We start from the raw sequence: 24,728 nt of genomic DNA on the forward strand, positions 1-24,728 counted from the left end.
GCTCCCTTATTTATGTGAATTTTATGTCACCATCTTATCGACATTTTGTCAATAAAGTGGGAGTATGAAATTCTGAAAAGATTTCGAAATACACTGTCTTCATGCATGAGGGAGCCAAGAATGAGCGGAACGGGAAGCGGGGTGTGGGACTTCTGGATCGACCGTGGTGGCACATTCACCGACGTCATCGGACGCGACCCGCAGGGCACTCTTCATGCACGCAAGGTTCTTTCCGAAAACCCTTCAGCCTATAAGGATGCAGCCGTCCACGGTATCCGTATGCATCTTGGTCTTACGACCGGCGAGCCGGTCCCTGCCGGGCTGATTGGCGAAGTGCGCATGGGCACGACTGTTGCCACAAATGCGCTTCTCGAGCGCAAGGGCGAGCGGCTGGCACTTGTCACCACCAAGGGCTTCCGCGACGCTCTGCGCATCGGGTATCAGGAACGCAAAAACATCTTTGCAACCGAAATCATCAAGCCTGAAGCGCTTTATGACAGTGTGACCGAGCTCAATGAGCGCGTCCATGCGGACGGCACTGTTGAAAAAGCGCTTGATTCTGCCGAGGCAGCCGCAGCACTGCGTTCTCTTAAAGAACAGGGCTATAAGTCGATCGCGATTGCTCTCATGCATGCCTATAAATTTCCTGAGCATGAGGCTGAAATCGCTCGCATTGCGCGCGAAATCGGATTTGAACAAGTATCCGTCAGCCATGAAGTCTCTCCCTTGATCAAGCTGGTTGGGCGTGGCGATACGACCGTGGTCGATGCTTATCTTTCGCCTGTTCTTCGCCGCTATGTGGCACAGGTTTCCAATGAACTCGACGTTGAACGCACCGGCGCTCGCGTTATGTTCATGATGTCATCGGGTGGCCTGACCGCTGCCGATCTTTTTCAGGGGAAGGATGCAATCCTGTCCGGTCCTGCAGGTGGCGTCGTGGGGCTCGCCCGCACAGGTGAGACGGCGGGTTTTGGGCAGGTCATCGGCTTTGATATGGGCGGCACATCAACCGACGTTGCCCATTTTGATGGCGAATACGAGCGTGCATTTGAAACGGAAGTCGCAGGCGTGCGTGTGCGTGCGCCGATGATGCTGATCCATACGGTCGCGGCTGGCGGCGGCTCGATCCTGCATTATGATGCTGGTCGTTTCCGTGTTGGACCAGATTCAGCAGGCGCGAACCCCGGCCCTGCTTGCTATCGAAACGGCGGACCGCTTGCTTTAACCGACGCCAATGTGATGCTTGGCAAATTGATCCCCGACTACTTCCCGGCGATTTTTGGACCAGAGCAGAACCAGCCGCTTGATGTTGAACGTGTTCGCACGCTGTTCACCGCGCTTGCGGATGAAATTGGCGACGACCGATCGCCGGAATCGGTTGCTGACGGCTTCATTCGCATTGCTGTTGCGAACATGGTCGAGGCGATCAAGAAAATCTCCGTCCAGCGCGGCTACGATGTTACCCGCTATGCATTGAGCTGCTTTGGTGGTGCCGGCGGGCAGCATGCCTGCCTCGTTGCCGATGCACTCGGCATGAAGAACATCCTTCTTCATCCAATGTCGGGTCTGCTTTCCGCTTACGGCATGGGCTTGGCGGATATTCGCGCCACACGCCAGAAGGCGCTTGGCGTATCACTTGATGCTTCTGCACCAGCGGCACTCAATAGTCTTGGTGAAGAACTGGCACAGGAATGTGTTGCAGAACTGACAACGCAAGGCATCGAAACCGGTGCCATCAAACGTCATCTGCGTGCACATATCCGCTATGCTGGCACCGACACGGTACTTTCGATCGAAGCGACCTTCCCTGCTGAGGACAGTGCCGAACGTTTACGTTCAGAATTTGAAATCGCACATAAGCGCCGTTTCGGATTCATTGCGGAAAACAAGGCATTGGTTATCGATGCGGTTGAAGTCGAAGCCGTCGGTGGCGGCGCAGGCGAAACGGAAACGAGCCTACCTCTGGAAAGCGACCTTGAGGCTGAAACGGCAAAGCGCACACGTTTTTTCTCACATGGTGAATTCCATGATGCAGGCGTTGTTCTTCGCGAGAAGATCCAGCGCGGCCAGACCGTTTCAGGCCCGGCGATCATCATCGAAAAGAACCAGACCATCGTTGTCGAAGATGGTTGGCAGGCCCGCCTGACCCAGCATGATCACATCGTTCTGACGCGCATCAAAGCTCTGCCTTTACGCACGGCGATTGGCACCGAAGCCGATCCAGTCATGCTGGAGATTTTCAACAATCTCTTCATGTCGATTGCAGAACAGATGGGGGTGACACTCCAGAACACGGCCTATTCGGTCAACATCAAGGAACGTCTGGATTTCTCTTGTGCCGTGTTTGATGCCGAAGGCAATCTGGTCGCCAATGCGCCGCACATGCCAGTGCATTTGGGCTCCATGGATGCATCCGTTGCAACGGCTATCCGTGAGAACAAAGATATCAAGCCGGGCGACGTGTTCCTGATCAACGCGCCTTACAATGGCGGAACGCATCTGCCCGATTTGACCGTCTGCACGCCAGTGTTTGACGATGAAAATCGTGAAATTCGGTTCTGGGTTGCGAGCCGTGGCCACCATGCCGACATTGGCGGCATTGCGCCTGGTTCAATGTCGCCGCTGGCGGTCAATATCGAGCAGGAAGGTGTCTATATAGACAACTTCAAGCTCGTTGATCGCGGCACTTTCCGCGAAGATGCTCTGTCTGCACTTCTGACAGGCGCGACCTACCCGGTGCGCAATCTCACGCAGAACGTCAATGATCTGAAAGCGCAGATCGCCGCTAATGAAAAAGGCGTGGCTGAACTTAAAAAGATCATCGGCCTGTTCGGTGAAGATGTCGTCAAAGCCTATATGGGCCATGTTCAGGACAATGCGGCTGAAAGTGTGCGCCGCGTTCTCGACAAGCTGCCAGACGGCCATTTCACTTACGAAATGGATCAGGGTTGCCAGATCGAAGTTCGCGTCACAATCGACCGTGATAAACGCGAAGCAACGGTCGATTTCACCGGCACCTCTGAACAACGTCCTGATAACTTCAATGCGCCGGAACCAGTAACACGCGCCGCCGTGCTTTACGTATTCCGCGTGCTCGTTGAGGGCGACATTCCTATGAATGCCGGGTGCTTGCGCCCGATCAAGATCATCGTTCCGCAAGGCTCGATGCTCTCACCACGCTTCCCGGCAGCCGTTGTTGCAGGCAATGTTGAAGTCAGTCAGGCCGTAACCAACTGTCTGTTTGGCGCGACCAAAGCCATGGCTGCAGCACAAGGCACCATGAATAACCTGACATTCGGTAATGACGAGTATCAGTATTACGAAACCATCTGCTCCGGTGCCCCTGCCGGGCCGGGCTTCAATGGTGCTGATGCGGTCCATACGCATATGACCAATTCCCGCCTCACCGATCCGGAGATTCTGGAAACACGTTTCCCGGTACTGCTGGAAGACTTCCATATCCGTGAAAGCTCTGGCGGCAAAGGCAAGTGGCATGCAGGCGATGGCACCAAGCGCACGATCCGTGCACTGAAGACGCTCGATTTCGCAATCCTGTCCGGTCATCGCCGCGTGGCACCATTCGGTCTGGAAGGCGGGGAGCCCGGTCAGACTGGACGCAATGAAGTGCGCCGCAAGGATGGCACCGTTGAGGTGCTCGGCAATTGCGATCAGACCGTTCTGGAAGCAGGTGAAGCCTTTACCGTCGTGACGCCAACAGGCGGTGGCTTTGGTAAGGCCTGATAGCGAAAGCAATCATGTAAAAAACGCCGCCGAAAGGCGGCGTTTTTCATTGTGGTTCAGCATGTCTCCCAAAAGTGGGAACCGGTTTTGGGACAAAGACATGCGTAAAAACAAAAAACTAAAGTGTGTCGCATGGATATGATAAAATGCGATACATTTTAGAACTAGAAATTGCCAAATCTCGATATACGGATTCAGATTGCCGTAATTGATAATAAAATAGAAATAATTTCTTCAAGATACGCTAAGGCTGCGATTTTAGACGCTTCATTAGAATTAAATTCCTGTATTTTACGTCTCATCGAATATTTTTACAGGTGACCTTACAAATGAAGTTCGCAAAAATCCTCGCCACCGTTGGTGTTCTCCAGGCAGCCCTCTTCTCGACCGCAATGGCCGGTGAAAACCTCGACGCCATCAAGTCGGCAGGCGTGCTGAAGATCGGTACAGAAGGCACCTATGCACCGTTCACCTTCCACGACAAGGAAAACAAGCTTGTCGGTTTTGACGTGGAAATCGGTGAAGCTGTTGCTCAGAAGCTCGGCGTGAAACCTGAATTTGTTGAAGGCAAGTGGGACGGTCTTATCGCCGGTCTTGATGCCAAGCGCTATGATGCTGTCATCAATCAGGTTGGTATCACCGAAGAACGCCAGAAGAAGTTCAACTTCTCCAACCCTTACATCGTTTCCAAGGTTGTTCTGATCGTCAATGACAAGAACGATACGATCAAAGACTTTGCTGACCTCAAGGACAAGAAGTCGGCTCAGTCACTGACGAGTAATTATGGCCGCATTGCCAAGGAAGCTGGTGCAGAACTGGTCGCTACCGATGGCTTCGATCAGTCGATCCAGCTGGTTCTGACGGGACGCGCCGATGCGACGCTCAATGACAGTCTGTCCTATCTTGATTTCAAGAAGCAGCAGCCGAACGCACCTGTAAAGGTCGTTGCTGAGAAGGAAAATGCAGATGCTTCAGGCATCATCGTCCGCAAGGGTGATGACGATCTGGTCGCTGCAATCAACAAGGCGCTTGATGAAATCAAGGCTGACGGCACCTACGACAAGATTTCGCAGAAATATTTCGGTCAGGACGTCTCCAAATAATTATCGGGTACAAGTAAGTTTCGGATAATCGCAATTTTGGAAGCCGGAACATGTTTCCGGCTTCCTTTCGTTGTGGCTATATAGAAATCCAGCAAACGTCTATTTCAGGAATCTTCCATCTAAGGACCGAACACGTGCCCGATTGGCTTCAACTCATGGCGGATTCCCTGCCCACCCTGCTTTGGGCTGGGCTGATGTTCACCATCCCGCTTACAATTCTGTCCTTTATCTTCGGACTGTCCCTAGGGCTTCTCACGGCACTCGTACGCCTGTTTGCGCCAGTATGGGTGTCGCTCATCGCGCGCTTCTACGTATGGATTTTCCGTGGCACACCTATGCTGGTGCAGCTGTTCGTAATCTTTTACGGTCTGCCAAGTGCCGGCATTTATCTCGATGCTTTTACGGCTGCGGTCATCGGCTTTTCGCTCAATGTCGGCGCCTACAGTTCCGAAGTCATTCGCGCGGTCATCTCCTCAGTGCCAAAAGGCCAATGGGAAGCTGCATATTCGATTGGCATGAGCTGGCGTCAGGCACTGACCCGCACCATTCTGCCACAGGCCACCCGCACAGCTGTTCCTCCGCTGTCGAACACCTTTATCTCGCTGGTAAAAGACACCTCGCTTGCCGCAGCAATTACGGTGCCAGAGCTTTTCCAGTCCGCGCAGCGCATCGTTGCAACCACCTATGAACCTCTGATCCTCTATATCGAAGCAGCGCTGATCTATCTGGCGCTCAGCACAATCCTGTCTCATCTTCAGGCACGGCTCGAAAAGCGCTTCAGACGCTACGGCGGAACGTTGGAGACAAACGCATGATTGAGCTGAAGAATATCGTAAAAAGCTTCGATAACGTTGTTATCCTTAATGATATCAATGTGAAAATCGCCGAAGGTACGGTTACGGCACTTGTCGGCCCATCGGGCGGCGGCAAGAGCACCTTGTTGCGATGCATCAATCTGCTGGAGATTCCAACTTCAGGCACTTTGGTTCTTGGCGGCCAAAGCATTACGCTTGATCCGGATCGCAAGCCAAGCTGGCAGGCGATCCAGTCGATCCGCCGCCAAACCGGCATGGTGTTTCAGAATTTTCAGCTATTCCCGCACCAGACTGCTATCCAGAACGTCATGGAAGGCCTGATCACTGTTTTAAAATGGCCAAAGGCAAAGGCTCAGGAACGGGCGATGGAACTGCTCACAAAGGTCGGGATGGCGCACAAGGCTGATGCCTGGCCTGCAACCCTCTCCGGTGGGCAGCAGCAGCGTATCGCCATAGCGCGCGCACTGGCGCCTTCGCCGCGAGTGCTTCTGTGTGATGAACCTACATCGGCACTTGATCCGGAGCTTGCATCCGAAGTGGTCGATGTGCTGAGCAAACTCGCCAAGGAAGGCACGACAATGGTTATTGCGACGCATGATTTACGTCTTGCTTCCAAGATCGCCCAAAATGTCGTTTTCCTGGAGTCGGGCAACATTATCGAGACTGGCAGTGCGCACGACGTCTTCGTCAATCCGGCGCGTGAACGCACGAAACAGTTCGTGGCCACGATCAACGCGGCGCATAGTTACGATATCTAACACTCAACAGAACAGCTTATATTCCAAGGTCAGGGGCTTTCGTGAACAACGAAAGCCCCCGATCATATGGGCCTTATTAAATTCGTTCGTTGTTTTATGAATTTTCCAATGACACTTCCCTGCCTGCCCCTTGGTAAATGCCCAAAGCGCTGTTACATTAAGGGCAACGTAAAAATTGAAGCGCCTTGCTTGCGTCCTTTCAGGTTCGCGCGGCGCCATAAGGATAAAAACCTTGAAGAACCCCGAGGAGCGCCCTGCAGGAATGGCGCATCAAGGGGCGTCCGGTGGACAAACGGGCAATCTACAGACCCGGAATCCGCCCGAGAACGGCAAGCGCAAACCGCGCAAGGAAGCCGTTTCAGAAGTCGGCAAGGCACCCAATGCCTCCGATTCAGGACGCTCAGACACGGAAAGCAAAGGCTCGCAAAGCCAACGCAAGCGTGCACGTCGTCGCAATCGCGGGAAAGTCTCTCGCGGTACGGAGACGCATACGCAAAAGCCGGTCGTTGCTGAGGCTCCCATCGTGGATGCCAAATCGGTCGACGGCAAACCTGTCGGAAAAATATCGAATCGCCGTCGCCGCGCCCGCAAGAAAAAGCAGGCTCGCCAGCAAAGCGGTGTGCCTTCGCATTTGGACAACGTAGCGAAGGCGCAGAATGCAGCTCCTCGCTCAGATAGTTCTCCGGTGCAGTCACAGCAATCCAAGCGCAATCAGGCTGGAACGCACATTACTCCGCGCAGCAATGTGCAGGAAGCACCGCTTTATGCAGCGTTGGATCTCGGCACCAACAATTGTCGCCTGCTGATCGCTTCGCCAACGCGCCCCGGTCAGTTCCGCGTGGTAGACGCATTTTCGCGCATTGTTCGCCTCGGCGAAGGCCTCAGCTCATCGGGGCTTTTGAGCGAACATGCTATGCAGCGCGCGATCGATGCGCTCAAAATCTGCCGCGACAAGCTTGCATCTCGCAAAATCAGACGCGCACGCCTGATAGCAACGGAAGCTTGCCGATCAGCAGCCAATGGCGAAGAATTTCTCGCGCGCGTCCGCGAGGAAACCGGACTTGAACTTGAAATCGTTGATCGCCAGACAGAAGCACGTCTCGCTGTTTCCGGTTGTGGAACGCTCGTAACACGCGAGACTGATGCAGTTGTGCTCTTCGATATTGGAGGCGGTTCATCAGAAATCGCGCTGATCGATGTATCCCAGCGCCGTTCGCCGCGTCTTGCCGAACATATTACGGCATGGACTTCCCTGCCCGTCGGCGTTGTCACATTGGCTGAACGCTTTGGTGGACGCAACGTCACGCAGGAAAGCTTCGACGCCATGGTCGGTCACGTTACGGAATTGCTTTCTGGTTTTGCCGAACGCCATTGTCTGGGCCAACTTGCTGCAAGCTCGCGTTTTCACCTGCTCGGCACCTCAGGCACTGTGACCACACTCGCTGGCATCCATCTTGGACTGGAGCGCTATGATCGACGTCGCGTCGATGGTATGTGGATGGGATCAGATGAGGTGACACAGATGACAAGCCGTCTGTTGTCATGGGATTTTGACGCGCGGGTCGCCAATCCTTGTATTGGTGCCGACCGGGCCGATCTCGTGTTGGCAGGCTGTGCAATTCTCGACGCCATACGCAATGTCTGGCCGAGTGAAAAACTTCTCGTTGCTGATCGCGGGTTACGCGAAGGCATATTGACCGAACTCATGTCGCGTGACGGTGCCTGGCGCCATAACCGCGCCCAAACTGCCAAAACTGGCGGTAAAACCGACGTAAGAAACAGGCATTGAAGATGAGCAAAGCAGGCGGAAACAAAGGCGGCACGAAAACCGGCGGACGCGGCGGTGCTGGCACAAGCAATCTTCGCGTTCGTGTGAAGAAAAAAGCCGGAACGATCAAGGAGTCCTCGCGCCGTTGGCTGGAGCGTCACCTGAACGATCCTTATGTGCACAAATCAAAGCAGGACGGTTATCGTTCGCGCGCGGCCTACAAGCTGATTGAAATCAATGATCGCTATAATCTTTTGAAAAAGGGGCAGAAAATTATCGATCTGGGTGCTGCACCCGGCGGCTGGTCGCAGATCGCTGCCAAGATTGTCGGTTCCACGGATGAAAACCCGCAAGTTGTCGGCATCGATTATCTGCATGTTGATCCACTGCCCGGCGTTATTTTGCTGGAAATGGACTTTCTCGATGAAACGGCACCAGAGAAGCTGATGGAAGCGCTCGGTGACAAGCCTGATCTGGTGATCTCAGATATGGCAGCACCGACGACCGGTCACCGCCGTACGGACCATTTGCGCACTGTGCATCTTTGTGAAGTGGCGGCCGACTTTGCGGTATCTGTGCTGAAGCCGGGTGGCCACTTCCTGACCAAGACATTCCAGGGCGGCACTGAAAACGACCTGCTGGCAATGCTGAAACAGAAATTCCGTTCTGTTCATCATATCAAACCACCAGCATCGCGTGCGGAATCTGTCGAACTGTATCTTCTGGCTCGCGACTTTAAGGGTTAGCCTTAGCGCGATATGGTAGAATGAGAAAAAGGCGGTCCGAGCGGCCGCTTTTTTCATTTGCCATTGGCAGAGTCCGCAGCCTCCAAAGCTGTACGCTCTTTACTCCTGGACTTGATTGTTACCGGACCGGAAAGCTCGCGTCCTGCATCTGGTGCCAGCTTTGCGAACCAGAAGAAAGCTGTCGCTGAAACAGCGGCAACCACAAAGAACCCAATATGGAAATCTGCGAGTTGCAGTGGGGCGCCCCGCAGAGCGGTACTGATTTCGAGAATTCCACCAGCCATAGCAACACCTAGTGCAATTGAAACCTGCTGCGCGACGGCTGTAATCGGTGTCGCCTGACTTGTTTTGGCATCAGGGATTTCGGCAAAAGCCAATGCATTGACACCGGTGAAGAACAGCGAGCGGAAAAACCCGCCAATCAGTAAAAGGCCGATGATGAGACCATAGGGCGTTTCCGGAAAAAACAGGCCGTTTGCTGCAATGAATGCCGCTGAAATCAGCGAACCATACATCAATGTTCTTCGGAAACCGAAGAGGCTGAAGACACGCTTGGCGCCGAATTTCATGCTGATGGCCCCTATCGCAGAAACAAACGTCATCATGCCTGATTCAAACGGTGTCATGCCAAAACCAAGCTGGAACATCAACGGCAGTAGAAACGGAATAGCACCTATGCCCAGCCGAAACACGCTGCCACCGAAAACCGCTGAGCGAAAGACCTGATTATCAAAGAGCTTCAGATCAAGCAGCGGATCACTTATGCGGCGCGCATGAAGAATATAAAGCACCGAGCAGACCAGACCGATGGCTACAGTCACAACACCGATCACTGGCGGCAAAGCTGGGAGGCTTACAACCGATAAGCCGAACACCACGCCCGACATCGCGATCCCGGATAGGAAAAAGCCGGGCCAGTCGAGACGTTTGGTGATCCGCTCGTCATTGTCGGGCAAAAATCGGGTTGCAAACCAGATACCAATCACGCCAATCGGCACGTTGATCAGAAATATCCAGTGCCACGAGAAAAATGTCGTTATGAAGCCACCTACCGGCGGGCCAACCAAAGGCCCAACCATCGCGGGGATCGTGAGCCACGCCATGGCGGAAACAAGTTCGCTTCTGGGTGTCGAGCGGATAAGAACCAGTCGCCCGACCGGTGTCATCATCGCGCCACCCATACCCTGCAGGAACCGTGCGACAACAAAAGCGGCCAGCGAGTTGGATGCGGCACAGGCCAGTGAGCCGACAACGAAAATAGCAATCGCTGCCCGAAAGACGTTCTTGGCACCGAATCGGTCTGCCATCCACCCGCTCACAGGAATAAAAACCGCGAGAGAGACGAGATAAGCCGTCAATGCGAGTTTTAACGCAATCGGACTGGTGCCGATATCAGCGGCAATTGCGGGAAGCGATGTTGAAATAACGTTCGAGTCCATTTGCTCCATGAAAAGAGCAATTGCCAGCACGAGTGGAACGATCCGGTTCAAGTTGAAAATCCGAATAAAAGCAGAGAATTAAAGACGACTTTTCAGTCAATCATAACCACTGCTTTATGTAGCGCCTGTACAGAATTTACCAGTTAATTTCGCGTCACAATGCGGTGACATACCCAAAATCGGCGCAACTCCTGGGAGTTGCTCTTGCATTTTCACGCCCTGTTACACTCGTTCACATTTATGTAAAATGGGTTGCGCTACCCGTAACGGGCTGTTACATTTTGTTACAGTTCTCGAGCTTTAGAATCCGATGTGGAGGCGTCGCGGTTCAAGGAGGTAGAAAAATGAGCGATATTACAAGAACAGCGATCGTCTATGGCATGATGATCATTTCGCTGAATACCGCACTGGCAATTGGTCTTCTTGGGTTGGACTTCCTGCGTTAGACGCGGCATCCACAAAATAGAATTTTGCCCTCCAGGCAAGCATGAAAAAGGGTGTTCCTGAATTTGGGAGCACCCTTTTGATTTGAAGCACATCTGGAAAAGTGGAAACCGGTTTTGAATGACGTGCTCTAAATGGAAATAGTGCGCAGCTATTGCCTCGTTCCATAGGCAAAAGTCAGACCATCACCCAGCTTGCAATCGAAAACCTTTTTCTCGGTTATAGCGTCGTATGTTCTTGGAGAGAGAATTTGAACTGTAATCGTTGCGCTATCATCGGGCATTACACGATACCGGATAAACTCAAGGATAGGCGTCAAGTCTTCACGGACTGTCATATGCGCGTCTGAAAATACAATCGACTGGGTGGGGTTCGAGAGCTTCATGAAGGACTGCACAACGACACCACCGAGAATAGACTTTCCTTTGAGCTTGCTACCGGATTTCTGCTGACATGCATCAAGATTCAGCAAAGCCGTCGTCCTGTCTCCTGCAATTAGATGCGTGCTGAAAGCTTCATACTGACTTTTACTCTCAGCATGAGCCACGCCCGACACGACGGTGGTTGTCAACATGATTGCCAGTTTGATCTTCCAATGCATGACATGAACTCTCCGTTCAGTTTCCATGCATAAGAAGCTAATCATATTCACGGCTCGAGCTATTCCAAAGAATAGCCCGATGAAATGAACCGCTATAAAATCCGACCCTGAGTTGATGGGTCAAAAAACACCGACTTGTCGAGATTGAAAGCAAGCCGCGACCTTTGGCCTGCGGTAATGCGAGCATCTGCACGCAAACGCGCAACAACCTGCTTACCACCTATGCGCGTCACAGCGAATGTATCCGATCCTGCTGGTTCCACAACATCAATCAGACATTCGCCTTCAACCACCGAATGAGCATTGCGATCCGCCCCATCAGGATCGGTAAGGGCCTCAGGACGGATGCCAAACATGACTTGCTTGCCAACATACTCGCCAAGACTATGCGGTGCTGTTTTCAGCGGAAGCTTCAGCGTTTCGCCCTCACCCTGTTCAAGCACGACCGCAAGGTCAGAACCATTCTTCTCAATGCCCGCATGAAGAAGGTTCATCGCGGGTGAGCCCATGAAATCGGCGACAAACATATTGGCCGGATTGTTGTAGATTTCCGCTGGCGTACCGAACTGCTGCAGGATACCGTCTTTCAGAACAGCAATCTTGGTTGCAAGTGTCATGGCTTCGATCTGATCATGCGTCACATAGACAATTGTTGTCTTCATGCGGTGATGCAGGCGCTTAATCTCAGTCCGCATATCAACACGCAACTTGGCATCCAGGTTCGACAGTGGTTCGTCGAACAGGAAGACCTGCGGATTGCGCACAAGTGCTCGCCCCATGGCAACACGCTGACGCTGGCCACCGGAAAGCTGGCTCGGCTTGCGGTCGAGAAGATGGCCAATCTGCAGAATATCCGCGACTTCCTGAATGGCTTTCTCGCGTTCAGGTTTGGGAACTTTGCGAATTTCCATGCCGAAAGCGATGTTTCCGGCCACCGTCATGTTCGGATAGAGTGCGTAGGACTGAAACACCATTGCAATATCGCGTTGCGATGGATGCAAGCCGGAAACCGAGCGGTCATTGATCAGAATATCGCCGGACGTAATTGGCTCGAGACCAGCAATCGTATTCAGCAATGTGGATTTGCCGCAGCCCGAAGGTCCGACGAGTACCAGAAAGCCGCCTTCCTCAATCTCGATATTGATATCCTTCAGGACCGAGACGTTGCCGTAGGATTTATAGAGATCGGTAATTTTCAGAAATGACATGTCAGACTTATCCCTTAACGGCACCGGACATCAGGCCGCGCACGAAGTAGCGCCCGGAAACAATGTAAACGATCAGCGTTGGCAAAGCCGCCAGAATGGCAGCTGCAAAGTGAACGTTATATTCCTTGACGCCTGTGGAGGAGGAAACGAGGTTGTTGAGCGCGACAGTCATAGGTGTTGAATTTGCACCGGAGAAAGACGCACCGAAGAGGAAGTCGTTCCAGATATTGGTGAACTGCCAGATGACCGAGACAACGATGATCGGGCCAGAGGACGGCAGAAGAATGCGCCAGAAAATCTGGAAAAAGCTTGCACCATCGATCTGCGCTGCGCGCACCAGTTCAGTCGGGAACGCTTCATAATAGTTGCGGAAATAAAGCGTCGTGAAGCCGATACCATAGACCACGTGAACAAGGATCAGCCCCCAGATCGTGCCCGCAATACCAAGCATCCCCAGAACGCGCGCCATCGGGATAAGGACAATCTGAAACGGGATGAAGCATGAAAGCAGAAGCAAACCGAAGAAGATGTTCGAGCCGCGGAAGCGCCATTTGGTAAGCACATAGCCGTTCAACGCACCAACAACCGTGGAGATCGCTACCGCAGGCACAACCATCAGGATGGAGTTGATAAAGAATGGCTTGAGGCCTGTGGGCTGTACACCGATTTGTGCTGTTGACCACGCCGAAAGCCAGGGTTCAATTGTCCATTGCTGCGGCAGGCCCAACATACCGCCCTGGCGAATTTCCTCAAGCGGCTTGAACGAATTCACCAGCATCACGTAGAGCGGCAGCAGATAGTAAATTGCAAACAGCAGCAGTGCAGAATAAATCAAAGCACGTGTCAGCTTGCCACTGTTGATCGCGTTTTCCTGGGTCTGAACACTCATGAGCGTGACCCTCCGCGAATTTCCGAATAGAGATACGGAATGATGATTGAGAATATCATCACAAGCATGATGATTGCCGACGATGCACCGATACCCATCTGGTTGCGGGTAAACGTATAAGAATACATGAAGGTCGCGGGCAATTCAGTTGCCTGTCCAGGTCCACCGCCAGTTAAGGCGATTACAAGGTCATAGGCCTTGATTGCAAGATGCGCGAGCACCACAAAAGCCGACAGGAACACCGGGCGCATCAAAGGAATGATGATGCGGCGATAGATTGTTCCCGTCGAAGCACCATCTATCTGTGCCGCTTTGATGATCTCGTTGTCAACACCACGCAGACCTGCAAGGAACATCGCCATGACAAAGCCCGATGACTGCCAGACAGCAGCAATCACCAGACAGTAAATTGCCATCGTGTTGCTCTTGATCCAGTTGAAGGTGAAACCTTCCCAGCCCCAAAGTCGAACCGTGTGCTCAAGACCGATACCCGGATCGAGAAACCATTTCCACGCCGTACCCGTCACGATGAAGGAAAGCGCCATGGGATAAAGGTAGATCGGACGCAGAAAGCCTTCTCCACGGATCTTCTGATCGAGCAGGATTGCCAAAAAGAGGCCAATAACCGAACAAATGATGATGTAGAGCGAGGCGAAAATCGCAAGATTGGTGACCGCTCGCCACCAGTGTGGCAATGCCCAGAGCTTTTCATAATTTGACAGGCCAACAAAACCGTAGGACGGCAACATGCGGCTGTTTGTGACAGAAAGAACGCCTGTATAGATAATAAATCCATATACAAAGACGAGAACAATCAAGAAGCTCGGCGCGAGAACCAGCTTGGGCACCAGTTCTTGTAGTCGGCTGTTACGCTGCATATCTGCGCCATCCTGTTTAAGCTACCGCCTCGTGCTGCCAGCTTGTTTAAAAACGCATCCCGAAAAATAAAATATGATTTTCGGATCAGACACGCGTTAGAACAAGACCTTGGAGCGCAGGTATTGCGGCGGTATTAAGCCATTATTTTCAATGAATTATAGCGTATGTAATGAGAGCGTCCGGGTGCTGTGTCCCGGACGCCCCTTATCTGCTTACTTGGCGCCTTCAACAGCCGTAACCAGTTCCTTGACAGCATCTTCAGATGAGAGCTGCCCGTTGAACTGACGCGTTACGACGTCATAGATGGCGTTCTTGACGGAAGCCGGATTTGCATAGCCATGAGCCATGGAGCCGAGCATGGTGCCCTTTTCAGCAGCTTCCTTCACATCAGCAATTGCCTTCTTGCCGCAAGCGTCGAAATCGGTGTCAGGCACGTCGGTGCGTGCTGGAGCTGATCCCTTGACCACGTTGAAGGCCGACTGGAATGCCGGGCTTTCGATGGCTGACGCCATTTCTAGCTGTGCAGGCACCTTGTCTTCAGCAACCTTGAACATCGCGAACATGTCGGAGTTAAAGGTTACAGAACCCTGTGTTTCCGGGTAACGCATGCAGACGAAGTCTTCGCCTGGCTTCTTACCGGCTTTGATGAATTCGCCCTTTGCCCAGTCACCCATGAACTGAACGCCAGCCTTGCCTTCGATAACCATCGCCGAAGCAAGGTTCCAGTCACGACCGGAGAAGTTGTCATCCACATAGGACCGCAACTTGGTCATGCGATCGAAGGCCTCTTTCATCTTATCGCTACCCAGAGTTTCCGGGTCCAGATCAACGAAAGCCTTTTTGTAAAAGTCCGGGCCAAAAGAGAGCACGACGGCATCAAAAATCGTCGCATCCTGCCATGGCTGACCACCGTGAGCGATCGGGGTAATACCCTGTTCCTTGAACTTGTCGAGAAGCGCTACAAGTTCATCCCAGTTGGTCGGCTCTTTGCCGCCAGCTTTGTCGAGGGCTGCCTTGTTGATCCACATCCAGTTGGTGGAATGAACGTTTACAGGCGCTGCAATCCAGTGGCCGTCATATTTGGCAAATTCCTGCAGAGGTGCCGGGATAACCTTGTCCCAGCCTTCTTTGCCAGCAATCTCATCAAGATTGCCGAGAGCGCCCTGCTCCGCCCAGTCGCGGATATCGAAGCCGAGCATCTGCACTGCAGTTGGCGCATTGCCTGCCGTAACGCGAGCACGCAGAACCGTCATGGCTTCTGTGCCGCCGCCGCCTGCAACTGGCATATCCGTCCAGCTGATGCCTTTGCCTTCAAGGTCTTTCTTCAGAACATCGAGTGCCGCAGCTTCGCCGCCAGCTGTCCACCAATGCAGGACTTCAACGTTCTGCTTGTCCTGTGCGCTGGCTGTAACAGGTGCCATTGCTGCAAGCATTGCACAGGCAGCTGTGCCCATCGCGGCCATTCTGAAAAACTTATGCATGTGTCTACCTCCCGTAGAACTCTACAAAACAAAATTTCGTCGGATGCTGTCGTCAGGCATCAGGCCCGCACACCCAGAAGATCGTTCAATCTGCTTTGAGACCTCCATCCCACTCTGTTTCTCGCAGCTCCTTCTGCGATTGACAACGTTGTCTTTTTTGAATGAAAATCACCTGCAAGACAAGATGTGCTCTTAGGATAGGCTCAAATACGGGATGTGTGTCAATATGGATTAGGTGAGAAAAATCGAGACATTCAATTCAAGCGTGTCGATAGCTGAAAAAATTGACCAAATATCCCAGTAAAATTAAACACTTGGTTCGTTCACCATATTTCTGATGACAAAACTTTGCTCAGTTCGGAAAATCGGCAAAACGCAACGCGTTGTGCTTTTTTAGGCAGTATAAAATTACTGTGAGTGGACTGGACATTATCCTCCGGAATGCATAATTTCCAGTCGCTCGCACAATGGTGTGCGGGTTTGTTCTCGGGGCGGGGTGAAACTCCCCACCGGCGGTATGAAGAGCGATCTTCGAGCCCGCGAGCGCCTGCAGCAGAAAGCCGATTCGGCTATTTGTTTCAGGGTCAGCAGATCCGGTGAGATGCCGGAGCCGACGGTTAAAGTCCGGATGGAAGAGAGCGAAAGAATGTTTGGTTACGCTCAATTCGGCGTGGCTCGCGTTCCTTTGTGCGCCCTGATTCTAGTTTCGTGAGGAACCTATGAACCAGAGCTATCCGAACAAGACATCCTTCAAAATTGCCTTCATTCAGGCTCGCTGGCATGCGGATATCGTTGACGAAGCACGTAAGAGCTTCATCGCTGAACTCGCCGCAAAAACTGGCAGCAACGTGGAAGTCGAAGTTTTCGACGTTCCCGGTGCTTATGAAATTCCGCTTCATGCAAAGACGCTTGCCAAGACTGGCCGCTATGCTGCCATTGTGGGCGCTGCATTCGTGATCGATGGCGGAATTTACCGCCACGATTTCGTCGCCACGGCCGTCATCAACGGCATGATGCAGGTACAGCTTGAGACCGAAGTTCCGGTGCTTAGCGTATCGCTCACCCCGCATCATTACCACGACAGTAAAGAGCATCACGACTTCTTCTTCAACCATTTCAAGGTGAAGGGTGTTGAAGCCGCGCACGCAGCTTTGCAGATTGTTAGTGAACGCGCTCGTATTGCAGCACTCATATAGTAAAGATTGGCCGGCCTTGCGATTGCGAAGCCGGCTACTCGCTTACGATACGCTCAGGATGGGTGTAGACGTCGAAATCATCGCCTCTGACAAGCGCTACGAGCGTTAGATTGGTTTCGTCTGCTGTGCGAATGGCAAGCGCTGTTGGCGCTGAAATCGCTGCAAGCAGTGGTACGCCGAGAATAACGGCCTTCTGGACCATCTCGACTGAGACACGGCTCGTAATCGCCACCAAACCTTTCTCCGCAGGCCGGTCAGCACGCGCCATTGCGCCGATAAGCTTATCTAAAGCATTGTGCCGTCCGACATCCTCGCGAACGGCAAACAGCCCCTCGCCCGGCACAAAAAAGCCAGCGCCATGCACTGCATGTGTTTGCCTATTCAATTGCTGTGCGCCACCCAAGGCATCCATTGCAGCAACAATTGATCCCGCTTTCAGCTGAAATCCATCCGCCTTGATCGCAGATAATGGACGTATTGCCTGATCGATGGAATCGATCCCACACAAGCCGCAACCGACCGGCCCGGCCATAAAGCGGCGGCGAGCGACAAGCATTTCCTCCCGCTGATCGACAAGCCGCATCTGAATATCGATGCCTTTTCCAAAGACTTCGATGTTCAGATCTTCGATTTCCGAGATACACCCTATGATACCTTCGGTCAGGCTGAAACCCACTGCGAAATCTTCGAGATCATCGGGTGTTGCCATCATAACAGCATGCGTCGTGCCATTATAGCTCATCGCCACTGGCACTTCTTCCGGGACATCACGGTTGCTTTCGTGGAGGCCGGATTCACGACGAGCAAGACGCGGAACACTTTGGCTGATGTTCTGCATCGTCATGTCGTTCCGCCGCCTGTCATTTCTGCCCTCATGCGGAATTAGTATCCAACACCTCTGCAGCAGGCAAGTCCAGCGGCTCAACACTTGCGGATCAAGTCGATAACGAGCTATACCCGCTAACCGGAAATGAGCCTTTCAGCGACTTATATTATAGGTGAAAAACGATGGATATTCGGCAGATCGACGACAATTACTCAGTCACTGGACAAATCTCGCCGGATGATGTGCGTGATATTGCGGCTGAAGGTTTTCAGACGATTATCTGCAATCGTCCCGATGGTGAAGGCGGTGAAGATCAGCCCAGCTTTGCCGAAGTTGCCAAGGTTGCCGAAAAGGCTGGCATCAAGACCTATTACATCCCGGTTGTTGGCGGCCAGCTGACCCAGGAGAATGTCGATGACATGGCCTCGGCTCTCAACGAAGCCGAAGGCCCTATTCTCGGCTATTGCCGCTCAGGCGCCCGTTCTACGAATATCTACGGTATCGTCCAGAACCAAAAGCGCGGATAAAGAACGAACGCAGACTATTTGGACGGTGTAGCCGCAGAGGCATTTGAGCAGTCTTTGCAAACATGGCTATCACCGTCCAGAAACGCGTGGGCCAGAAAAGCGCGTATTTGTAAACTTCGTACGACGCACATTATGCGCCGAATACTGGCGATAATAACCCATGCCTGTGCGGATAGCTGTCGCAACGACACCGCCCGCCACCATCATCCAGCCAATAATCATTGGCCAGTTGAAGCTTTCAATTCCGCTGCTCAAAGCAACGATAACAACACCCGCCCAGAGAACTGCCGCGGTGCGACGCCAGAAAACGGGGTTGAGCTCATCAAAGACCGCCTTCCACAAAGAGTGCACAAGGCAGGCGAAGAAAACGGCGGCAGCCAAACCAATATTCAGCAACTCGACCGGGAGCCATTGTTGCGTATCCAGCATTGTTTTCATCATCCAAGTCATGTCCGGAGTTTTTAAGACCAGCCCGTATGGCTATCGTGTCTAAATCCGGGACGTTGTTTCCATGTGCCCATTCAGCTTCCGCTTTGTGGCTTCAACGTGGTAGAAGCATGGAAACCCCTTCATAATACAGTCACATATTATTGCGTTCACGCGAAATATCGTGTTGAAATCATTGATCTATCTGGGCCAGGCCGCACCGATGCACCACTCCAAAGCCCTTGATAGAGCTGGATTTTTTGGATTTATGGAACTTCGGAAGCAGGTAAGTATTACCGCGTTAAAGTCGCGATACATAACGGCTTTGTAACAATTTGATATTGCAGAACTTCCGCTGTTAACTGCGTTGTCCACCCAAACGACGCCCGACACGCGCAAGCAGAATAACCGGCATTATGCCAACCGCCACAATTGCCAAAGCGGCAACTGAAGCCTCTTCATATGTACCGCGTGCAGCTTCGCCATAAAGATGGGTGGCAAAAGTCTCTATATTGAGAGGGCGCAACAGAAGCGTTGCGGGTAGTTCTTTCACGCAATCGACAAACACCAAAAGTCCAGCGGCAACGATAGCCGTTTTTGAAAGCGGCAAATGTACCTGACAGAATGTTGTGGTTACCCCGCGCCCCAGCGTGCGTGAAGCATGATCGAGCGATTGTGGAATACGTTCGAGCCCTGCATCTATGCCTCCGGCAGAGATTGCCAGAAAGCGCGCCGCATAGGCATAGATGATGGCAGCTCCCGTACTGATCAGCAGTAACCCTGTTGAAATACCAAAGAAATAGGTGAAAACTCCATCAAACAGCCGATCGACCGCACCTGAAACAATCATGATGCCAATTGCTATCACAGTGCCGGGTGCCGCATAGCCCATGGTCGAAAAACGGTAGAACCAGCGCGATGCTGTGCCGGGAAAGAGCCGCATCGCATAAGCCACCACCATGCCAAACAACAGAACCAGAACGGTTGCGACCGACGCCAGCATCACCGTGTTGAATGCTTCGCCGGCAAGACGTGGAGATATGCCTGCAAAGCGCATACGCTTGACTGCTTCTATGACGAGATAGGTCGCAGGCATGATGAAGCCGATGATAATTGGTGCAGCACAGAGCACAAATAGCCAGAGGCCGTTGATTCCGCTCACCTTAAGCGGCTCAAACCCACGCGAGCGGCGAATGTTGGACGAGAAACGTTGCTTGCGTCGCGCCCAACGCTCAATCGATACAAGCGCCACGACCAGTAACAAAAGCGCCAGGGCGAGCTGTGCGGCACCGGGCAAATCAAAGCGCGTGACCCATGTTGTGTAGATCGAAACCGTCAATGTCCGCACACCAAGAAACTCGGCAGCACCAACATCATTGAGTGTTTCCATCAAAGCAAGGCTTACACCGACGGCAACTGCGGGGCGCGCGAGTGGCAATGCTACACGCCAGAAAATACCTCTACGGGTAACGCCCAATGTGCGTGCTGCTTCAATCAGGCTGGCGGACTGTGTGAGAAACATCGCCCGTGTCGGAATATAAACATAAGGATAGAGAACGAAGCCGAGCAGAATAATACAGCCGGTCATCGACCTTATATCCGGCAAGCGAAACTGGCGCGGCGTATCATAGCCAAGCACAAAGCGGATCGCGCTTTGTATCGGCCCGATCGGATGCAGAATATCGAGATAGGCGTAGGCGATAATATAGGTAGGCACCGCGAGGGGCAGCAAAAGCGCCCATTCGAGCACACCACGCCCGCGAAAATCATAAGCCGTTACAAGCCATGCAGCAGACGTGCCGACAAATGCAGTGATAAGCCCGACGCCTGCCAGCAGAATGATCGTATCGGTGAAGGCTGTAGCGAAGATCGTCGAGAAAAGATGGCTCCAAAGGCCGGAAGAACCGCGTAGCGCTTCGATTACCAGTGCGAGCACCGGCAGGCAAACCAACAGCGTAATCAATCCTGAGAGCCACAACCAGCCTCTCCCCGAGCGGGTGCGATAAGGCATGGATGACGATGCGGCTTGCAAAGGTTCCGGCATGCTATTGTCGACCTTCATATTACAACGCCGGCGCAATGATTTTGCACCGGCGTTATTTTTTCACTGGTAGTCAGCTTTTAATTATCGAAGCCGACTTTGTCGACCAGCTCGCTGGCCTGCTTGCGATGCTTTACGATTTCCGAAAGCGGGACCTTGTCGATCTTCAGTTCACCAAAAGATGCGACAATTGGATCAACCGGAGCGCCTGCCTTAACCGGATACTCGTAGTTAGCCTTTGCATAAAGCTGCTGGGCTTCGTCCGATGCAAGATATTCGAGAAGCTTGACGGCTTCGTCCTTGTTTGGCGCATTCTTGGCAACAGCTGCACCGCTGATGTTCACCTGCGTGCCGCCATCGGCAAAGGTTGGGAGAATGACTTTGATGCCATCGCCCCACGCCTTCTGCTCGTCGCCGCTCTTACCTGAGCGCATCAGACCGACATAGTAGGAGTTCGCAACTGCGATATCGCAGATGCCGCCAACAATATCCTTAGCGCCGTCACGGTCACCGCCGGCTGCCTTACGCGCCAGATTGGCCTTGAGGCCAGTCAGCCATTCTTCGGTCTTTTCTGCACCGTGATGAGCGATATAATCGGCAATCAGAGCAGTGTTATAGGGATGCTGGCCAGCACGGATGCAGATCTTGCCCTTCCACTTTGGATCAGCCAGTTCTTCATAGGTGATCTTGTCGAGTTCGAGATCCTTGTCTGCATAGACAACGCGAGCGCGCATCGACAGACCAAACCAGTTGTCGTTTGCATCGCGGAGCTGTTCAGGAATAGCTGCCTTGAGAGCAGCTGAATCAATCGGCTGAGTGAGGCCCTTATCGACGAAATCAACCAGATTGCCTGCATCCACTGTCATAAGGATATCAGCAGGCGATTTGTCGCCTTCAGACGCAACGCGCTCGGCAAGGCCATCTTTCAGGAAAACGGTATTGACGGTGGTGCCCGTCTTTTCCTTATAGGCATCCAGCAGAGGCTGGATCAAACCAGGTTCACGCGTCGTGTAAATATTCACCTCATTTGCATTAGCTGCACCTGAGAGAAACGTCGCTGCCATTAGAGCCAATCCAGCACGCGCGATCTTGGGCATTTTACCTCCGGTAGAATTTGGTTCATTTGAAACTATGTGTAATGCATCAAGATTATAGGAACTGGCATATTCAGGGTCAATAATTCACGCCAAGAAATATGAGTTATTTACTCATTTTTTCGCAAAAACCAGTGCTTTGCTCCAGTCGATCCGTAAGGTGACATACGCTGCATCAGCTGCGACATGCTGATCTGTTCGGACACGAAGACGGAAGTCCTGTTGATCCAGACGAACTGTCAGTTCCTCGGTTTCGCCCAAATAGGTTCGGTTTTCTATATGACCGCTCAACCCGTCTTTTGCAGACGCTTCACAGGATATGACCTCGATATCCCGTGGACGCAGATAGACAGCGACATCTCCTTCTGTTCGCATATCATCCGGAAGCGTCAATGTGCCGACAGGCGTTTGGACAACAACACCGTTTACCTTGCCTTCAAGAGCATTGAAATCGCAGAAGAAGTCCGCAGCGTAGCGCGTTGCAGGCTGGTTATGAAGTTCGCGGGCTGAACCGGCCTGAACGATCTTTCCGGAACGCATCAACACTACGCGATCGCCTGTAGACAATGCCTCTTCGGCCTCATGTGTCACGATAATGACCGGCGTACCCAATGCACGAAGCAAAGCAACAGTCTCGCTTCTCACACGAGCACGCAAACCGCGGTCAAGATTGGAGAAGGGTTCGTCCATCAACAGCAGATCAGGCTTTGGTGCCAGTGCTCTGATGAGAGCGACCCGCTGTTGCTCGCCACCCGAAAGCATATGCGGATAGCGATCCCCCATCGCGGCAAGGCCAACCAGCGCAAGTAACTCATCAACCCGCGCTTTCGCCTCATCCTTGCGCATCTTGCGCAAACCGAACAGCACATTTTCCCTGACAGTCAGATGCGGGAAAAGCGCATAATCCTGAAACACCACACCTATGTTGCGTTTTTCTGGTTCCACGAAGATGGAGGAACTGACCAGCGCCTTGCCACCCATGGCAAGCTGACCTTCATCCGGCGCGTCGATCCCTGCAATAATCCGCAAAAGCGAGGTCTTGCCGCAGCCAGAATGACCGACGAGACAGATGATCTCTCCCGGTTGAACATCGAGCGAAATATCATCAACGGCACGCACTGTTCCAAACTGGCGACTAATGCCTGAGAGCGTTAGCGCTGGAGCCATATTGTTGCCAAGCTTGGTGTCTTGCAAAGTGTGTGCGTCCATAGATGAGGCCGAGAGTCCTGTTATCATCGAACCGCATATAAATGCACTTGAACGACTTTGCCAATAAAACCCGACCAAAGGTGTCAGGCATTTTCCGAAACGCACTTGAAGACGCAACAATTTGCTGCACTATCCAGTTGAACAAGCTCGCAAATCGCGCAATGTTGCTTTCATCCAAATTCGATATTCGCATTGCAGGAGTCTGATCATGGGGCCGATCACCGACAAGGTGGCAACCGCTGAGCGTTTGCCACAGGAAACGAAGGTTGCCATTATCGGTGGTGGTGTGATCGGAGTATCGACAGCCCTTTTCCTGGCCGAGCGCGGGATACCTGTTGCTCTGTTTGAAAAAGGTGAAATTGCGGGCGAGCAATCAAGTCGCAATTGGGGCTGGTGCCGCCGGACTGGTCGTGACAGCCGGGAAATGCCGCTGATTGTCGAGAGTATGCGCCTCTGGGAAGGCATGAATGAGCGTACCGGGCGAGAAACCGGTTTTCGTATCACGGGTATCGCATATACCGCCGAGAAAGAAGAGGAAGTCGAACGCTATGCTCAGTGGATTAAAATCGCGGGCGAGCACGGCATAGAGACAGAACTCTTAAGCAGCAAACAGGCGGCCAGCCTTACCCCCGGTCTCACGCGTCAGCTCAAAGGCGGCATGATCACCCCGCTTGACGGGCGTGCAGAGCCACAGAAAGCAGTACCGGCTTTCGCCGCCAAGGCGCAGGAACTGGGCGCTGTCATTTTGCAAAATTGTGCGGTGCGCGGCATAGAGACAACCAATGGCCGCGTTTCAGCAGTTTTGACCGAGAAAGGCCGTGTTGCCTGTGAGGCGATAGTCGTTGCAGGCGGGGCCTGGTCACGGTTGATCATATCGGATTTCAAGGCCCGCCTTCCGCAACTCAAAGTCAAATCATCGGTGTTTAGCACGGCCCCGATTGAGGCAAATGTCGATCCAGCAATTGCGTTTTCAGATTTCGCGCTGCGTAAGCGGCTTGATGGTGGTTATACGGTCGCGAGCCTCGGCGGTTCTATTGCGGATATCGTGCCTGACAGTTTCCGCTTTTTCCGCGACTTCCTTCCGTCGCTCTCAACCGAATGGAAATCCCTGCGTTTCCGTTTTGGTGAGCGCTTTTTTGAAGAAGCTTTCCAGTGGAAGCTCCGGCCGGCAGATCAGGTCTCGATCTTTGAAAAAATTCGTACGCTTGATCCCGAGCCGCACCGTGTTGCGAATGCGGCAGTGTTGGCTAAACTCAAGGCTGCAATTCCATCCTTTGCATCTGCAACAATTGCACAGGAATGGGCGGGCCTGATCGACACCATGCCGGATGTTATTCCAGTCATCTCCCCCCTGCCCGACATTGATGGGCTAATCGTTGCAACAGGTTTTTCGGGGCATGGCTTTGGCATCGGCCCCGGTGCAGGACGATTGGTCGCCGATATGGTCAGCGGCGAAACGCCAGTTGTCGATCCGTCGCCGTTCCATATTTCGCGTTTCTCGGACGGATCGAAAATCCGTATCGAAAACTGGGGTTAG

At 52.8% G+C, this 24,728-nt stretch carries 20 protein-coding genes and 1 riboswitch; of the genes, 9 read left to right on the forward strand and 11 right to left on the reverse strand.

All coding sequences use genetic code 11. The features are described 5' to 3' along the window. Window positions 1-105 precede the first annotated feature (105 nt). The 6 genes from ACSME1_RS17855 to ACSME1_RS17880 all read left to right on the forward strand — a co-directional run bounded on the left by ACSME1_RS17855 (window position 106) and on the right by ACSME1_RS17880 (window position 8,931). Window positions 106-3,741, forward strand: coding sequence for a hydantoinase B/oxoprolinase family protein (locus tag ACSME1_RS17855; protein ID WP_435655115.1), 3,636 nt, complete (start codon window positions 106-108; stop codon window positions 3,739-3,741). A 329-nt stretch (window positions 3,742-4,070) separates the two neighbouring features. After that, a complete protein-coding gene (locus ACSME1_RS17860; RefSeq protein ID WP_024896305.1) occupies window positions 4,071-4,844 on the forward strand; it encodes an amino acid ABC transporter substrate-binding protein in 774 nt (257 codons plus the stop codon). A 134-nt stretch (window positions 4,845-4,978) separates the two neighbouring features. Next, a complete protein-coding gene (locus tag ACSME1_RS17865; RefSeq protein WP_024896306.1) occupies window positions 4,979-5,659 on the forward strand; it encodes an amino acid ABC transporter permease in 681 nt (226 codons plus the stop codon). Next, entirely contained in the window at window positions 5,656-6,417 is a 762-nt protein-coding gene (locus tag ACSME1_RS17870; protein WP_128093833.1) for an amino acid ABC transporter ATP-binding protein, read from the forward strand. Before ACSME1_RS17865 ends, ACSME1_RS17870 begins: the two co-directional genes overlap by 4 nt. Before the next feature lie 232 nt (window positions 6,418-6,649). Then, entirely contained in the window at window positions 6,650-8,206 is a 1,557-nt protein-coding gene (locus ACSME1_RS17875) for a Ppx/GppA phosphatase family protein (RefSeq protein ID WP_435655116.1), read from the forward strand. A 2-nt stretch (window positions 8,207-8,208) separates the two neighbouring features. Then, the gene (locus ACSME1_RS17880; RefSeq protein WP_094539123.1) at window positions 8,209-8,931 is read left to right on the forward strand and encodes an RlmE family RNA methyltransferase; all 723 of its coding nucleotides are present in this window, start codon (window positions 8,209-8,211) and stop codon (window positions 8,929-8,931) included. Between the two features lie 53 nt (window positions 8,932-8,984). Here the strand turns inward: ACSME1_RS17880 and ACSME1_RS17885 are convergent, their stop codons facing one another. From ACSME1_RS17885 to ACSME1_RS17910, 6 genes are all read right to left on the reverse strand, one after another. Next, a complete protein-coding gene (locus ACSME1_RS17885; RefSeq protein ID WP_024896310.1) occupies window positions 8,985-10,421 on the reverse strand; it encodes a DHA2 family efflux MFS transporter permease subunit in 1,437 nt (478 codons plus the stop codon). Between the two features lie 544 nt (window positions 10,422-10,965). Further along, window positions 10,966-11,415 carry a VirK family protein gene (locus ACSME1_RS17890; protein ID WP_435655117.1) on the reverse strand — a complete coding sequence of 150 codons (450 nt, stop codon included), beginning with the start codon at window positions 11,413-11,415 and terminating at the stop codon, window positions 10,966-10,968. A gap of 92 nt (window positions 11,416-11,507) precedes the next feature. Beyond that, on the reverse strand, window positions 11,508-12,623 hold the full coding sequence (locus ACSME1_RS17895) for an ABC transporter ATP-binding protein (RefSeq protein WP_435655118.1): 1,116 nt from the start codon (window positions 12,621-12,623) through the stop codon (window positions 11,508-11,510). Window positions 12,624-12,630: 7 nt separating this feature from the next. After that, on the reverse strand, window positions 12,631-13,512 hold the full coding sequence (locus ACSME1_RS17900; RefSeq protein ID WP_024896312.1) for a carbohydrate ABC transporter permease: 882 nt from the start codon (window positions 13,510-13,512) through the stop codon (window positions 12,631-12,633). Continuing rightward, a complete protein-coding gene (locus tag ACSME1_RS17905; protein ID WP_024896313.1) occupies window positions 13,509-14,390 on the reverse strand; it encodes a carbohydrate ABC transporter permease in 882 nt (293 codons plus the stop codon). The genes ACSME1_RS17900 and ACSME1_RS17905 overlap by 4 nt, the downstream gene beginning before the upstream one ends. Before the next feature lie 213 nt (window positions 14,391-14,603). Beyond that, window positions 14,604-15,872 carry an ABC transporter substrate-binding protein gene (locus tag ACSME1_RS17910; protein ID WP_024896314.1) on the reverse strand — a complete coding sequence of 423 codons (1,269 nt, stop codon included), beginning with the start codon at window positions 15,870-15,872 and terminating at the stop codon, window positions 14,604-14,606. 478 nt (window positions 15,873-16,350) lie between these two features. Then, window positions 16,351-16,516: riboswitch (FMN riboswitch) on the forward strand. A gap of 75 nt (window positions 16,517-16,591) precedes the next feature. Here ACSME1_RS17910 and ACSME1_RS17915 point away from each other — a divergent pair. Continuing rightward, window positions 16,592-17,068, forward strand: a complete 477-nt coding sequence (locus ACSME1_RS17915; protein ID WP_435655119.1) for a 6,7-dimethyl-8-ribityllumazine synthase — start codon at window positions 16,592-16,594, stop codon at window positions 17,066-17,068. 34 nt (window positions 17,069-17,102) lie between these two features. Here ACSME1_RS17915 and fdhD read toward each other — a convergent pair whose 3' ends face one another. Then, a complete protein-coding gene (gene fdhD, locus ACSME1_RS17920; RefSeq protein ID WP_424576814.1) occupies window positions 17,103-17,912 on the reverse strand; it encodes a formate dehydrogenase accessory sulfurtransferase FdhD in 810 nt (269 codons plus the stop codon). Between the two features lie 164 nt (window positions 17,913-18,076). Here fdhD and ACSME1_RS17925 point away from each other — a divergent pair, with 164 nt between their 5' ends. After that, the gene (locus ACSME1_RS17925; protein ID WP_024896318.1) at window positions 18,077-18,421 is read left to right on the forward strand and encodes a TIGR01244 family sulfur transferase; all 345 of its coding nucleotides are present in this window, start codon (window positions 18,077-18,079) and stop codon (window positions 18,419-18,421) included. A gap of 69 nt (window positions 18,422-18,490) precedes the next feature. Here ACSME1_RS17925 and ACSME1_RS17930 read toward each other — a convergent pair whose 3' ends face one another. From ACSME1_RS17930 to ACSME1_RS17945, 4 genes are all read right to left on the reverse strand, one after another. Further along, a complete protein-coding gene (locus tag ACSME1_RS17930; RefSeq protein ID WP_435655120.1) occupies window positions 18,491-18,862 on the reverse strand; it encodes a hypothetical protein in 372 nt (123 codons plus the stop codon). 343 nt (window positions 18,863-19,205) lie between these two features. After that, window positions 19,206-20,891, reverse strand: coding sequence for an ABC transporter permease (locus tag ACSME1_RS17935; RefSeq protein WP_435655460.1), 1,686 nt, complete (start codon window positions 20,889-20,891; stop codon window positions 19,206-19,208). Window positions 20,892-20,968: 77 nt separating this feature from the next. Continuing rightward, entirely contained in the window at window positions 20,969-21,985 is a 1,017-nt protein-coding gene (locus ACSME1_RS17940; protein WP_024896321.1) for a Fe(3+) ABC transporter substrate-binding protein, read from the reverse strand. A 111-nt stretch (window positions 21,986-22,096) separates the two neighbouring features. After that, on the reverse strand, window positions 22,097-23,191 hold the full coding sequence (locus ACSME1_RS17945; protein ID WP_435655121.1) for an ABC transporter ATP-binding protein: 1,095 nt from the start codon (window positions 23,189-23,191) through the stop codon (window positions 22,097-22,099). A gap of 208 nt (window positions 23,192-23,399) precedes the next feature. On the opposite strand from ACSME1_RS17945, the gene ACSME1_RS17950 reads away from it, so the two are divergent. Further along, window positions 23,400-24,728: an NAD(P)/FAD-dependent oxidoreductase gene (locus tag ACSME1_RS17950; protein ID WP_435655122.1), complete on the forward strand. Its 1,329-nt coding sequence runs from the start codon at window positions 23,400-23,402 to the stop codon at window positions 24,726-24,728.

This window comes from Brucella pituitosa (genome assembly GCF_965577835.1).
In the GTDB taxonomy this organism is placed as follows: Bacteria; Pseudomonadota; Alphaproteobacteria; order Rhizobiales; family Rhizobiaceae; genus Brucella; species Brucella pituitosa.